This window comes from Streptomyces sp. Tu 3180, from assembly GCF_009852415.1.
Lineage (GTDB): Bacteria > Actinomycetota > Actinomycetes > Streptomycetales > Streptomycetaceae > Streptomyces.
The window spans coordinates 1,776,703-1,790,275 of the sequence record NZ_WOXS01000002.1 but is presented as its reverse complement, the minus strand read 5'-3'; the positions used below and the strand labels follow the sequence as shown (position 1 = coordinate 1,790,275).

The 13,573-nt window shown below is 72.6% G+C and carries 13 protein-coding genes; 7 read left to right on the top strand and 6 right to left on the bottom strand.

Features of this window, described 5'->3' with window-relative positions; genetic code table 11:
* The first annotated feature begins 277 nt into the window (after positions 1 to 277).
* From argC to GL259_RS08910, 5 genes are read left to right on the top strand one after another with little or no spacing between them, the layout of a single operon-like run.
* Positions 278 to 1,306: an N-acetyl-gamma-glutamyl-phosphate reductase gene (gene argC / locus GL259_RS08930; protein WP_159530862.1), complete on the top strand. Its 1,029-nt coding sequence runs from the start codon at positions 278 to 280 to the stop codon at positions 1,304 to 1,306.
* A complete protein-coding gene (gene argJ, locus GL259_RS08925) occupies positions 1,303 to 2,454 on the top strand; it encodes a bifunctional glutamate N-acetyltransferase/amino-acid acetyltransferase ArgJ (RefSeq protein WP_159530860.1) in 1,152 nt (383 codons plus the stop codon). Before argC ends, argJ begins: the two co-directional genes overlap by 4 nt.
* Positions 2,451 to 3,353 (top strand): acetylglutamate kinase, encoded by a 903-nt coding sequence (argB, locus tag GL259_RS08920; RefSeq protein WP_159530858.1) that lies wholly within the window; start codon positions 2,451 to 2,453, stop codon positions 3,351 to 3,353. The genes argJ and argB overlap by 4 nt, the downstream gene beginning before the upstream one ends.
* The gene (locus GL259_RS08915; RefSeq protein WP_159530856.1) at positions 3,350 to 4,555 is read left to right on the top strand and encodes an acetylornithine transaminase; all 1,206 of its coding nucleotides are present in this window, start codon (positions 3,350 to 3,352) and stop codon (positions 4,553 to 4,555) included. The genes argB and GL259_RS08915 overlap by 4 nt, the downstream gene beginning before the upstream one ends.
* A 7-nt stretch (positions 4,556 to 4,562) precedes the next feature.
* A complete protein-coding gene (locus tag GL259_RS08910; RefSeq protein WP_159530854.1) occupies positions 4,563 to 5,102 on the top strand; it encodes an arginine repressor in 540 nt (179 codons plus the stop codon).
* A 195-nt stretch (positions 5,103 to 5,297) separates the two neighbouring features.
* On the opposite strand, the gene GL259_RS08905 is transcribed toward GL259_RS08910, so the two are convergent.
* From GL259_RS08905 to GL259_RS08880, 6 genes are all read right to left on the bottom strand, one after another.
* Complete coding sequence (locus tag GL259_RS08905) at positions 5,298 to 6,035, bottom strand: FAD:protein FMN transferase (RefSeq protein WP_159538481.1); 738 nt, start codon at positions 6,033 to 6,035, stop codon at positions 5,298 to 5,300.
* A 55-nt stretch (positions 6,036 to 6,090) separates the two neighbouring features.
* Complete coding sequence (locus GL259_RS08900) at positions 6,091 to 7,176, bottom strand: FMN-binding protein (RefSeq protein ID WP_159530852.1); 1,086 nt, start codon at positions 7,174 to 7,176, stop codon at positions 6,091 to 6,093.
* 39 nt (positions 7,177 to 7,215) lie between these two features.
* Positions 7,216 to 8,598, bottom strand: a complete 1,383-nt coding sequence (locus tag GL259_RS08895; RefSeq protein WP_166461455.1) for a ferredoxin reductase family protein — start codon at positions 8,596 to 8,598, stop codon at positions 7,216 to 7,218.
* 86 nt (positions 8,599 to 8,684) lie between these two features.
* Positions 8,685 to 9,386, bottom strand: coding sequence for a L,D-transpeptidase family protein (locus tag GL259_RS08890; RefSeq protein ID WP_159530850.1), 702 nt, complete (start codon positions 9,384 to 9,386; stop codon positions 8,685 to 8,687).
* Between the two features lie 3 nt (positions 9,387 to 9,389).
* Complete coding sequence (locus tag GL259_RS08885; protein WP_159530848.1) at positions 9,390 to 9,977, bottom strand: pyridoxamine 5'-phosphate oxidase family protein; 588 nt, start codon at positions 9,975 to 9,977, stop codon at positions 9,390 to 9,392.
* Positions 9,978 to 10,093: 116 nt separating this feature from the next.
* The gene (locus GL259_RS08880; RefSeq protein ID WP_159530846.1) at positions 10,094 to 10,561 is read right to left on the bottom strand and encodes a hypothetical protein; all 468 of its coding nucleotides are present in this window, start codon (positions 10,559 to 10,561) and stop codon (positions 10,094 to 10,096) included.
* A gap of 211 nt (positions 10,562 to 10,772) precedes the next feature.
* Here GL259_RS08880 and GL259_RS08875 point away from each other — a divergent pair, with 211 nt between their 5' ends.
* Together GL259_RS08875 and argH are read left to right on the top strand one after the other, a co-directional pair.
* On the top strand, positions 10,773 to 11,966 hold the full coding sequence (locus tag GL259_RS08875) for an argininosuccinate synthase (protein WP_208026452.1): 1,194 nt from the start codon (positions 10,773 to 10,775) through the stop codon (positions 11,964 to 11,966).
* Positions 11,967 to 12,064: 98 nt separating this feature from the next.
* Complete coding sequence (argH, locus tag GL259_RS08870; protein ID WP_159530843.1) at positions 12,065 to 13,492, top strand: argininosuccinate lyase; 1,428 nt, start codon at positions 12,065 to 12,067, stop codon at positions 13,490 to 13,492.
* Positions 13,493 to 13,573: the final 81 nt, after the last annotated feature.

The window sequence follows — 13,573 nt, the reverse complement described above, 5'->3', positions numbered from 1 at the left end:
GCGTTGCTCCTGTCTCGTTCGCGTGCCCCTTGAACGAGACGGCGCCCCGATTGCTGACAGGGATCGATGTGATGTGGGTCACTCGATCGGGGCGGGCGGCCGGGTCCCGGGCGGGTGCCCGGGTTCGCCCGGGGCGGCCGGGGCGGGGTGGGGGCCGGGTGCGGATCGAGGCGGCCGGCCGCCGGCCGGGATCGCGCCGGCCCGGCGGTCCACGGTCTCGTGACATTGCATAAAACTGCGACGAAACGTATAGTCATGCCATCGAGGAGGAGGTTCCATGACCGTACGTGCCGCAGTGGCCGGAGCGAGTGGATACGCGGGCGGGGAGCTGCTGCGTCTGCTGCTCGCGCACCCCGAGGTCGAGATCGGCGCCCTGACCGGCAACTCCAACGTCGGGCAGAGGCTCGGTGCGCTGCAGCCGCACCTGCTGCCGCTGGCCGACCGCGTGCTCGAGCCGACCTCCCCGGACGTCCTCGCCGGACACGACGTCGTCTTCCTCGCCCTGCCGCACGGACAGTCCGCCGCCGTCGCCGAGCAGCTCGGCCCGGACGTGCTCGTGATCGACATGGGCGCCGACTTCCGGCTGAAGGACGCGGCCGACTGGGAGCGGTTCTACGGCTCCCCGCACGCCGGCACCTGGCCCTACGGCCTGCCCGAACTACCGGGTGCCCGCGCCGCGCTGGAGGGGTCCAGGCGCATCGCGGTACCCGGTTGCTACCCGACCGCCGTCTCGCTGGCCCTCTTCCCGGCGTACGCGGCGGGACTCGCCGGGAACGAGGCCGTGATCGTGGCCGCCTCCGGCACCTCCGGCGCGGGCAAGGCGCCCAAGCCGCACCTGCTGGGCTCCGAGGTCATGGGCTCCATGTCGCCGTACGGCGTGGGAGGCGGGCACCGGCACACCCCCGAGATGATCCAGAACCTCTCCGCGGTGGCGGGCGAGCGGATCTCCGTCTCCTTCACCCCCACCCTCGCACCGATGCCCCGCGGCATCCTCGCCACGTGCAGCGCGAAGGCCGGGCCCGGCGCCACCGCCGAATCCGTCCGCGCCGCCTACGAGAAGGCCTTCGCCGACGAGCCCTTCGTCCACCTGCTCCCCGAGGGCCGGTGGCCCGCCACCGGATCCGTCCACGGTTCCAACGCCGTTCAGCTGCAGGTCGCGTACGACGAGGGCGCGGGAAGGATCATCGCGATCAGCGCCATCGACAACCTGACCAAGGGCACCGCGGGCGGTGCCGTCCAGAGCATGAACATCGCCCTGGGGCTCGACGAGACCACCGGGCTGACGACGATCGGAGTTGCGCCGTGAGTGTGACGGCAGCGAAGGGATTCACGGCGGCGGGCATCGCCGCCGGGATCAAGGAGAACGGCAACCCCGACCTGGCCCTCGTGGTCAACAACGGCCCCCGCCGCGCCGCCGCCGGCGTCTTCACCTCCAACCGCGTCAAGGCCGCCCCGGTCCTGTGGTCCGAGCAGGTCCTCAAGAGCGGGCAGCTGTCCGCGGTCGTCCTCAACTCCGGGGGAGCCAACGCCTGCACGGGGCCCAAGGGCTTCCAGGACACCCACGCCACCGCCGAGAAGGCCGCCGAGGTGCTGGGCACCGGCGCCGGCGAGATCGCCGTGTGCTCCACCGGGCTCATCGGCGTGCTGCTCCCCATGGACAAGCTGCTGCCGGGAGTCGAGACGGCCGCCGCCCAGCTCTCCGAGCACGGCGGCGAGAAGGCCGCCATCGCCATCAAGACCACCGACACCGTCCACAAGACGTCCGTCGTCACCGGGGACGGCTGGACCGTCGGCGGCATGGCCAAGGGCGCCGGCATGTTCGCCCCCGGCCTCGCCACCATGCTCGTCGTCCTCACCACCGACGCCGACCTCGACTCCGGGACGCTCGACAAGGCGCTGCGGGACGCGACCCGGGTCACCTTCGACCGCGTCGACTCCGACGGCTGCATGTCCACCAACGACACCGTGCTGCTGCTCGCCTCCGGCGCCTCCGGCATCACCCCGGAGTACGACGAGTTCGCCGAGGCCGTACGGGCCGTCTGCGACGACCTCGGCCGGCAGCTCATCCGCGACGCCGAGGGCGCCAGCAAGGACATCAAGGTCGAGGTGATCAACGCCGCGACCGAGGACGACGCCGTCGAGGTGGGCCGCTCCATCGCCCGCAACAACCTCCTCAAGTGCGCCCTCCACGGCGAGGACCCCAACTGGGGCCGCGTGCTCTCCGCGATCGGCACGACCCGGGCCGCCTTCGAGCCGGACCGGCTGAACGTCGCCATCAACGGCGTCTGGGTCTGCCGGAACGGCGGCGTCGGCGAGGACCGCGAGCTGGTGGACATGCGCTACCGCGAGGTGCACATCGTCGCCGACCTCGCCGCCGGCTCCGAGACCGCCACCATCTGGACCAACGACCTCACCGCCGACTACGTCCACGAGAACAGCGCCTACTCCTCATGACCACCACGCGCAAGCACACCGCCCTCCCCAAGGCGCAGATCCTCATCGAGGCGCTGCCCTGGCTGACCCGGCACCGCGGCAAGACCGTCGTCATCAAGTTCGGCGGGAACGCCATGGTGGACGAGGAGCTGAAGGCCGCCTTCGCCCAGGACGTGGTCTTCCTGCACCACGCCGGCCTCAAACCGGTCGTCGTGCACGGCGGCGGCCCGCAGATCAGCGCCGCGCTCGACCGGCACGGCATCGTCAGCGAGTTCAAGGCCGGCCTCCGGGTGACCACCGAGGACGCCATGGACGTCGTGCGGATGGTGCTGGCCGGACAGGTGCAGCGGGAGCTGGTCGGGCTGCTCAACCGGCACGGACCGCTCGCCGTCGGCATCACCGGCGAGGACGCGCACACCCTCACCGCCACCAGGCACCGGCCCGAGATCGACGGCGAGCCGGTCGACATCGGGCGGGTGGGCGAGATCACCGAGATCGACACCGGCGCGATCGAGGCGCTGCTGGCCGACGGCCGCATCCCGGTCGTCTCGTCGATCGCCCGTTCCCAGGACGACCACCATGTCTACAACGTCAATGCTGATACGGCGGCTGCGGCACTCGCTGCTGCACTGGGCGCCGAGACCCTCATGGTCCTCACGGACGTCGAGGGCCTCTACGAGGACTGGCCGAACTCCGACGAGGTGATCAGCCGTCTCACCGCGTCCCAGCTCGAGAAACTCCTGCCGGAGCTCTCCTCCGGCATGGTGCCGAAGATGGAGGGCTGCCTGCACGCCGTGCGAGGCGGCGTGACCAACGCCCGCGTCATCGACGGCCGGGTCCAGCACTCGATCCTGCTGGAGATCTTCACGGACGAGGGCATCGGCACGATGGTCGTGCCCGACGAACAGGGGGAGTCGTGACCAACGCAGAGCTGACCGCACGGTGGCGGGGCGCGCTGATGAACAACTACGGCACGCCGCGCCTGCCCCTCGTACGCGGCGAGGGCCCGAAGGTCTGGGACGCCGAGGGCACGGAGTACCTCGACTTCGTCGGCGGCATCGCGACCAACGCCCTCGGCCACGCCCACCCGGCGATCGTCGAGGCCGTGAGCCGGCAGATCGGCTCCCTGGGCCACATCTCCAACTTCTTCATGGCCGAGCCGACCGTCGCCCTCGCCGAACGGCTGCTCCAGCTCTTCGGCCGGGACGGCAGGGTCTTCTTCTGCAACTCCGGCGCCGAGGCCAACGAGGCCGCCTTCAAGATCGGCCGGCTCACCGGGCGGACCCACGTCGTCGCCACCGAGGGCGGCTTCCACGGCCGTACGATGGGCGCCCTCGCGCTCACCGGGCAGCCCGGCAAGCGGGAGCCGTTCCAGCCGCTGCCCTCCGACGTCACCCACGTGCCCTTCGGCGACGCGCAGGCGCTGGACGCCGCGGTCACCGAGGAGACGGCCCTGGTCGTCATCGAACCCATCCAGGGCGAACTCGGCGTGGTCGTCCCGCCCCCCGGCTACCTGAAGGCGGCCCGCGCCATCACCGCCGCCAAGGGCGCGCTGCTCGTGCTGGACGAGGTGCAGACCGGCATCGGCCGCACCGGGCACTGGTTCGAGTACCAGGCCCACGAGGGCGTCCTGCCGGACGTCGTCACCCTGGCCAAGCAGCTCGGCGGCGGCCTGCCGCTGGGCGCCACCGTCGCCTTCGGCCGCGCCGCCGACCTGTTCGAGCCCGGTCACCACGGGACGACCTTCGGCGGCAACCCGGTCGCCTGCGCCGCCGGACTCGCCGTCGTCGACACCATCGAGAACGAGGGGCTGCTGGAGAACGCCAAGCGGCAGGGCGAGAAACTCCGCGACGGGATCGAGGGTTCCGGCCACGCCCTGGTCGACCATGTCCGGGGCGCGGGCCTCCTCCTGGGTATCGTGCTCACCGAGCCGCTCGCACCCCGGGTGCAACAGGCGGCTCAGGACGCCGGATTCCTCGTGAACGCGCCCGCCCCCGATGTCGTACGGCTGATGCCGCCGCTGAACCTCGGGGACGACGCGGTGGACGCCTTCCTCGGGGCGCTGCCCGGCATCCTGGACCAGGCCGGCACGGCGGGCGGGGAAGGACGATCCGGAGAATGAGACGACGATGAGCCAGGAGCAGGACCAGGGTCAGCACGCCGGGCCTGCCGTGCCGCAGACGCGCACCGCACGCCACCGCCGGATCGTGGACATCCTCAACCGGCAGCCGGTGCGGTCGCAGAGCCAGCTGGCGAAGCTGCTCGCCGACGACGGGCTGAGCGTCACCCAGGCGACGCTCTCCCGCGATCTGGACGAGCTGAACGCGGTGAAGATCCGCAACACCGACGGCGACCTGATCTACGCGGTGCCCAGCGAGGGGGGTTTCCGCACCCCCCGGGCGCCGCTGGGGGAGTCGGCGAAGGAGGAGCGGATGCGGCGGCTCTCCCAGGAGCTGCTGATCTCGGCGGAGGCCTCCGCGAACCTGGTGGTCCTGCGCACCCCGCCCGGTGCCGCGCAGTTCCTGGCCTCGGCGATCGACCAGGCGGAACTGCACGACATCCTCGGCACGATCGCCGGCGACGACACGCTGCTGCTGATCAGCAGGGAGCCGACGGGGGGCCAGGCGCTGGCCGACCACCTGCTGCGGCTGGCCCAGAACGGCCACTGAAGGGGCCGGGGCGGTGCTCCGCCGACCGCGGGGCGCCGTCCGTGGCCGGCCGCGCGGTTCCCCGCGCCCCTGAGGGCGTCGCGGCACCACCCCCGGCCGCGGGCAGTCGTGCCTCCCCCCAGCGCCCCAAGGGCCCGGGGGCAGCCCCGCGGACGCGGGTGAGCGGCACGCCGGTACCTCGAGCCGCAGCGCCGGTCACCCCAGCCAACCCGCCAGACCCCCGGTGCACCGCACCTCGTCGCCCGCCGTGATGAGCAGCCCCTCGACGTCCGGGAGGGACTCCAGCCACCGCAGCCCCTCCCGCGACCCCATCGCGAAGGCGGCCGTGGCCCAGCAGTCCGCCCACGTCAGTCGGGGGGCGACGACCGTCACCGCGACCAGGTCGGTCACCGCGGAGCGACCCGTGCGCGGGTCGACGATGTGATCGCCGCGTTCGGCGGTGCCGGACGTCGCCACCGCCAGTTCGTCCGCGCCGGCCGCGGAGACGACGGCGGCGAGACCGCCCGGACGCAACGGGTCCGACACACCCACCCGCCACGGCCGCCCCGCCCCCGGCACCCCCAGCAACTGGACGTCCCCGCCCCCGTTGACGCTCACCCCCGTCGCCCCCGCCGCCGCGAGCCGCCGCGCCGCCCGCTCGGTGGCCCAGCCCTTGACGATGCCCGTCGGGTCCAGACGCCCCCGGTACCGGGTGCTGAACCAGCCGTCGCTCACCCGCTCCGCCTCCGCGGCCAGCTCCAGCACCTCGGCGACCTCGGCATCGCACTCCCCGACGCCCCGCTCGCCCCGCGCCAGCCGGGAGATCTGGCTGTCGTCGCGGTACGTGCTGAACACCTCGTCGACCCGGCGCAGCCCCGCGACCGCCTCCTCCAGCGCCGCGCGCACCACAGCGGGTTCCCCGCCGCGGACGTCGAGGGAGAAGACGGTCCCCATGGTCTCCTCCGCGTGACGCACCGCGGCGGGAGCCTCGGCGGGTTCGGCCACCGTGTCAGCCACCGGCCCGGTCCAGCGCCGACTGGAGCGACTGTCTGTACCCCGCGCTCGTGTACGTGGCCCCCGACACCGCGTCGATCTGCGCGTCACCGGCCGCCACCGCCGCCCGGTTGAGCCTGGGCACGGCGTCGGAGGTGATCCGGTCGCTCTGTCCGCCCCCGGGCGCCCGCACCGCCTCGGCCCGGGTGATCTTCCCGCCGCTGACGGTGATCCGCACCTGTACCGGCCCGTACTGCGTCTGCGCCACGTCCCCGGTGACGGTCCGCGCCTGCGCGCTCCCGGCACCGCCCGAGCCGGACGACTCCGGGGACCCGGCCGCCCGCGCCTTGTCCAGCGCCGACTGCAGCGACTGTCTGTACCCCGCGCTCGTGTACGTGGCCCCCGACACCGCGTCGATCTGCGCGTCACCGGCCGCCACCGCCGCCCGGTTGAGCCTGGGCACGGCGTCGGAGGTGATCCGGTCGCTCTGTCCGCCCCCGGGCGCCCGCACCGCCTCGGCCCGGGTGATCTTCCCGCCGCTGACGGTGATCCGCACCTGTACCGGCCCGTACTGCGTCTGCGCCACGTCCCCGGTGACGGTCCGCGCCTGCGCGCTCCCGGCACCGCCCGAGCCGGACGACTCCGGGGACCCGGCCGCCCGCGCCTTGTCCAGCGCCGACTGCAGCGACTTCTTGTAACCGGAACTCGTGTAGGTCGCCCCCGACACCGCGTCGATCTCCGCGCTCTGCGCCGCGACGGCCGCCCGGTTGAGCCTGGGCACGGCGTCGGAGGTGATCCGGTCGCTCTGTCCGCCCCCGGGCGCCCGCACCGCCTCGGCCTTGACGATCTTCCCGCCGCTCACCGTCAGCCGGACCTGCACCGCGCCGTACCGGGTCCGCGCCGCGTCACCGGTGACCGTGCCGTTCCCGATGGGCCGGGCGCCGCCCTGCGGCGACTGGGCCGCCGCGGGCGGGGCCGCGCCGCCGGCCGCGGCGGCCGAGCCGGGGTCGGACGCCGGTTTGAGCGACAGCAGCAGCACGATGCCGGACACGGTGGCGGCGGTCGCGAGCACGGCACGCCGGACGGGGTGACTCTTCCTCATCGCTTCTCAGGCTCCTGATGGGTGTGGATGACCCGTCGCTCACATCTCGAACGACTCGTGATGGATACGGCGCGCGGGGACCCCGGCGCCGCGCAGTGCCTCGTACACCGACTGCGCGAACCCGGGCGGCCCGCACAGGAAGACGTCGTGGCGGTCGATGTCCGGGATCTTCCGTTGCAGGCTCTCCGCCGAGATGTCGGGGCGCTCCCCGTCGGGGCTGTTCACCGCGTACATCAGCCGGGCGCCGCGCTCGTCGGCGATCCTGGCCAGCTCGCCCCACAGCGCCAGGTCCTGCGTGCTGTTGGCGCGGTAGAGCAGCGTGATGTCGCCGGAGGCGCCGGGCAGCGTCTCGAACAGCGCCCGCATCGGGGTGATGCCCACGCCGCCCGCGACCAGCAGCACCTTGCCGCGGCTGCGGCGCTGCGCGGTCAGCGCCCCGTAGGGGCCCTCCGCCCACACCCGCGTGCCGGGCTCCAGTTCGCGCAGCCGGGAGCTGTGGTCGCCGATGGCCTTCACCGTGATCCGCAGCATGTCCGGGCGGGGCGCCGCCGACAGCGAGTACGGGTGGGAGCTGAACCGCATCCCGGGCGCCAGGAACCGCCAGCGGAAGAACTGCCCGGCCTCCGCGCCCATCCGGTGCAGCCTGCGCCCGCCGATCAGCACCGACACGATCCCCGGCGTCTCCTCGACGACCGCCTCGACCCGCATCCGGTGCCGCAGGTTCAGCCGGACGGGGGTGATGACCCGGTACCACAGGACCAGCGCGGTCACGGTGCCGTAGAGCCCGTACCAGAAGGTCTTCGCGGACGGCTCGACGGCGAACTCGTTGCCGGTGGTGATCTGGTGCCAGAACGTCAGGAAGACCGCCGCGTACGTCAGCAGGTGCACGTGGTACCAGCCGTCGTACGGCAGCCGGCGCCGGATCGGGCCGACGGAGAGGAAGGCGATCACGAACAGCAGACCGGTGCCGATGGCGGCCTTGCCCATGTCCGGCAGCGTGTTGATGGAGGTGATCGTCTGCTGCACGATGTCGCCGAGGCCCTTGCCCGCCTGGAGGGCGTAGCCCCACATGATGAGGAGGACGTGGGCGACGACCAGGCAGACGGTGTAGCGGCCGCTCATCGCGTGCCAGCGGGCGACCCGGTCCGAGCCCACCCGCCGCTCCAGCGCGGGCACCCGCGCCATCTGCAGCACCACCAGGGCCATCAGATAGCCGGCGAGCAGGCCGGTGATCCGGCCGGCGGCGACGATCCTGCCCGTGGTGTCCGCGATGGACGGCGTGTTGTCCCACCACAGCCACAGCACGGCCACCGCGCCCGCTCCCACGGCGAGCAGCAGGGGCACGGCGGGGGAGCGGCGCGGACGGATGCGGCGCATCGTCTGGCGGCGGGCGGCACGGCCGCCGGCGAGCGTGGTGGTCACGGTTCCTCCGTGGGACTCGGCCCTTGGCCCACAGATACGTGCCGTGACGCGGGAGTGTTCAGCGGGGGAGCGCGCCGCGCTCCGCCTCAGTACCGGGTGATCGCCGTGGGCCCGCCCCGCGTCCCGATCGCGATGTGCGGCCTGCGCGCGGGATCGGCCCAGCGCAGGATCTCGCGCATCGACTCCTCGGGCACGGACACGCATCCCGCCGTCGCCCCGCGCCCGTGGACGTGCAGGAAGACGCCGGCGCCCCGGCCGCGCACCGGACGGTGGTAGTTGAAGTCGACGACGAGGGCGTGGGCGTACTGCGTCCGGTAGGTGATCAGGTGCTCGGCCTCCGCGGCCCGGCAGTCGGCCGCCCGGGGCTCGGTCCAGCGGTTGTAGGAACGCGAGTCACCGTCCTGGCACCACCAGGAGTCCCGGCGCACGGGCCGGTACGTGTACGCCGTCCCGCGCGGCGCCGCCTTGGTGCCGAAGGCGTACGGCATGCCGTAGAGCCCGGTCGGTGTCGTGTGCGTGCCCTGCCGCCGTGCGGTGCCCTCGACGAGCCCCTTCGCCCCGAAGCGGGCCGGGGCCGTGCCGGCCGCCACCCAGCGCCCGTCCCTGCGGTCCCACCAGGTGACCGTGCCGGAGGTGGAACCGGTTCCCGGGGCGACGGCCGTGATCAGCTGGGTGCCGCCCCCGGTGTCCGCCATCCGGTCCGGCAGCGCGGCGGGCGGCTGTCCGGAGCCGGGCGCGAACAGGGACAGGGAGACGAGGACGGCGGCGGGGACGGCACCTGGGCGCATGGCTCAGACCGTAGACGGGGGCAGCGGCAACGGCAGCCCGGGCAGTCCGTCCAGGCTGGTCGCGATGTGCTCCTTCCTGGTGAAGTACTCGTTCAGGGAGGCGTCGTCCTCCCGGGCGAACCGCTTGCCGTGCAGGTCCCGGTCCGCCTCGTAGGCCATGAAGGGGACCGCGTACCCGCAGGTGTCCCGGATCAGTTCGGCCGTCACGACGACGATCGCCCGCAGTCCGTGGACGGCCGGGTCGATGCCGGGGAAGCGGGTGAGCAGCTCGGCGAAGCGGGGGTCGTCCCGGAAGACGGGCTCGCCGCGGCCGTGCACGCGCACGATGTTCGGCGGGCCCTGGAAGGCGCACCACATCAGGGTGATCCGGCCGTTCTCCCGCAGATGGGCGACGGTCTCGGCGTTGGAGCCGGCGAAGTCGAGGTAGGCCACGGTGAGGTCGTCGAGGACCGCGAAGGAGCCCTTGAGCCCCTTGGGCGAGAGGTTGACCGTGCCGTCGGCGGACAGGGGAGCGGTGGCGGTGAAGAAGACGGGCTGTTCCTCGATGAACGTGCGGAGGCGGCCGTCTATGCGCTCGTATGTCTTTCCCATGTTCAACGATTATGGGCGCAATTATTTCGCCTGTCTAAGGAATCACGGGACGTGCCGGAGGAACCCGTGGCCGCCCCGGCCGGCGCGTACACGGGGCGGCCACGGTGCCTGTCACCTCACTCGGTGAGGGTGCAGGCGGCCAGGGAGTCCGGGCCGGAGGGCCGTTCGGCGGTGCGGCCGATGGCGGTGGCGATGCGGTTGACGGCGGCGACGCGCTTGTCCTCGAGGGGGCCGGGGACGGCGTTCCGGACGAAGTCCGGTCCGCCCTGTCCGGCGGTGTCGGCGAGGCGCCGGCCGGCTTCGTCGAGCTGGGTGCCGAGCTGTTCGAGGGTGCGTCGGACCTCGGCCTGCGCGGAGGCGGGGACGACGGGGACGACGGGGACGGCGGGGAGCCGGGAGGCGGCGTCCGGGCAGGAGATCGTGCCCGGACCCGCCGGTGTCCGGGCGTTCGCGTCGCCGCCGTCCCCGGCCGGCTCGCCGGCGAGGGCGGAGCCGGCGATCACCGCGCCGGACGGCACCAGCGCGGCGGCGCCGCAGACGAGGCCGGCGCGGCGCTTGCCGTACTTCGGAAGGGCCCTGGACATGCGGATGCCTCACTCGGTTCGGGGGCGTCTCGGGGTCGACGCGGCGCCTGCGTCCGGTGAGGGGTACGGGAAAGCGATTTCCCGCGTTCAGGCGTCCTCGGATCCGGCCGCGACATGGCCGGAACCCGCACCTCCGAGGGAGCGGATTGACGAATCATGCGGACTCCTGCATACTCATGCATGTCAGCGAATGCACTGTGAGGAGAAACCCGTGACCGAGCGCGTCGTACTCGCCTATTCGGGCGGTCTGGACACCTCCGTCGCCATCGGCTGGATCGCCGAGGAGACGGGCGCCGAGGTCATCGCCGTTGCGGTCGACGTCGGCCAGGGCGGCGAGGACCTGGACGTCATCCGCAAGCGCGCGCTCGCCTGCGGCGCCGTCGAGGCCGAGGTCGCGGACGCCAAGGACGAGTTCGCCGAGGAGTACTGCCTCCCGGCGATCAAGGCCAACGCCCTCTACATGGACCGCTACCCGCTGGTCTCCGCGCTGTCCCGGCCGACGATCGTCAAGCACCTCGTCGCCGCCGCGCAGAAGCACGGCGCCACCACCGTCGCCCACGGCTGCACCGGCAAGGGCAACGACCAGGTCCGCTTCGAGGCCGGCATCGTCGCCCTCGCCCCCGACCTGAAGTGCATCGCCCCGGTCCGCGACTACGCCATGACCCGCGACAAGGCCATCGCCTTCTGCGAGGCCAAGGGCCTGCCGATCGCGACCACCAAGAAGTCCCCGTACTCCATCGACCAGAACGTCTTCGGCCGCGCCATCGAGACCGGCTTCCTCGAGGACATCTGGAACGCCCCGATCGAGGACATCTACGAGTACACCCAGAACCCGGCGCTCGCCCGCGAGGCCGACGAGGTGGTCATCTCCTTCAAGGAGGGCGTGCCCGTGGCCATCGACGGCAAGCCCGTCACCGTCCTCCAGGCCATCCAGCAGCTCAACGAGCGCGCCGGCGCCCAGGGCATCGGCCGGATCGACATGGTCGAGGACCGCCTCGTCGGCATCAAGTCCCGCGAGGTCTACGAGGCCCCCGGCGCGATCGCCCTGATCACCGCCCACCAGGAGCTGGAGAACGTCACCGTCGAGCGCGAGCTCGCCCGCTACAAGCGGGGGGTCGAGCAGCGCTGGAGCGAGCTGGTCTACGACGGCCTGTGGTTCTCCCCGCTCAAGCGCGCCCTGGACGGCTTCGTCGACGAGGCCAACCAGCACGTCACCGGCGACATCCGGATGACCCTGCACGGCGGCCGCGCCGTCGTCACCGGCCGGCGCTCCGAGTCGTCGCTGTACGACTTCAACCTGGCCACCTACGACACCGGCGACACCTTCGACCAGGCCGCCGCCAAGGGCTTCATCGACATCTACAGCCTGTCGTCGAAGATCGCGGCCAAGCGCGACCTCGCGTAACCGGCCGGCACACCCTCACCCGCACCCGCCTGACAGCCGCCTCCTCACCCGACCGTGGGGAGGCGGCGGCACATCGACAGTCTTGAGGAGCAAACCGAGTGAGCAGCAACAGCGGTGACGTACGGCTCTGGGGCGGCCGCTTCGCCGACGGTCCCGCCGAGGCCCTGGCGAAGCTGTCCGCGTCCGTCCACTTCGACTGGCGGCTCGCGCCCTACGACATCGCCGGTTCGCGGGCGCACGCGCGCGTGCTGCACAAGGCGGGCCTGCTCACCGAGGACGAGCTGCGGCGCATGATCGCCGGGCTCGACCGGCTCGAAGCGGACGTGGCGTCGGGCGAATTCGTGGGCACCATCGCCGACGAGGACGTGCACACGGCGCTGGAGCGCGGCCTGCTGGAGCGGCTCGGCCCCGACCTCGGCGGCAAGCTGCGCGCGGGACGGTCGAGGAACGACCAGGTCGCGACCCTGTTCCGGATGTACCTGCGCGACCACGCCCGCGCGATCGGGGGCCTGATCGCCGACCTCCAGGACGCCCTGATCGGCCTCGCCGAGGCCCACCCGGACGTCGCGATGCCGGGCCGCACCCACCTCCAGCACGCCCAGCCCGTGCTCTTCGCCCACCATGTACTCGCGCACGTGCAGTCCCTGTCCCGGGACGCCGAACGCCTGCGCCAGTGGGACGAGCGGACGGCCGTGTCGCCGTACGGCTCGGGCGCCCTCGCGGGCAGCAGCCTCGGCCTGGACCCGGAGGCGGTCGCCCAGGACCTCGGCTTCGAGCACGGCAGCGCCGGCAACTCCATCGACGGCACGGCCTCGCGCGACTTCGTCGCCGAGTTCGCCTTCATCACCGCGATGATCGGTGTGAACCTCTCGCGCATCGCCGAGGAGGTCATCATCTGGAACACGAAGGAGTTCTCCTTCGTGACCCTGCACGACGCCTTCTCCACCGGCTCGTCGATCATGCCGCAGAAGAAGAACCCGGACATCGCGGAGCTGGCGCGCGGCAAGTCCGGCCGCCTGATCGGCAACCTGACCGGCCTGATGGCCACGCTCAAGGCCCTCCCGCTCGCGTACAACCGTGACCTCCAGGAGGACAAGGAGCCGGTCTTCGACTCGATCGACCAGCTGGAGATCCTGCTCCCGGCCTTCACCGGAATGATGGCCACCCTCACCGTGCACCGCGAGCGCATGGAGGAACTGGCCCCGGCCGGGTTCTCGCTCGCCACGGACATCGCGGAGTGGCTGGTCAGGCAGGGTGTGCCGTTCCGGGTCGCGCACGAGGTGGCCGGTGAGTGCGTGAAGGTCGCCGAGGCCGAGGGCAAGGAGCTGGACGAGCTGACCGACGAGCAGTTCGCGAGGATCTCCGCCCACCTGACGCCGGAGGTGCGGACGGTCCTCGACGTCCCCGGCGCCCTCGCCTCCCGCAACGGCCGGGGCGGCACGGCGCCGAGCGCGGTCGCCGTCCAACTGGCGGAGCTGAAGCAGGACGTGGCGGCCCAGCACGAGTGGGCCGACAAGAAGCGATAAGGGGAACGCCCTCCGGGGGCGCGGGGAACCGCGCGACGAGCCACGACGCACCCGCACTCGCCGCACCACCGGACAGACCGA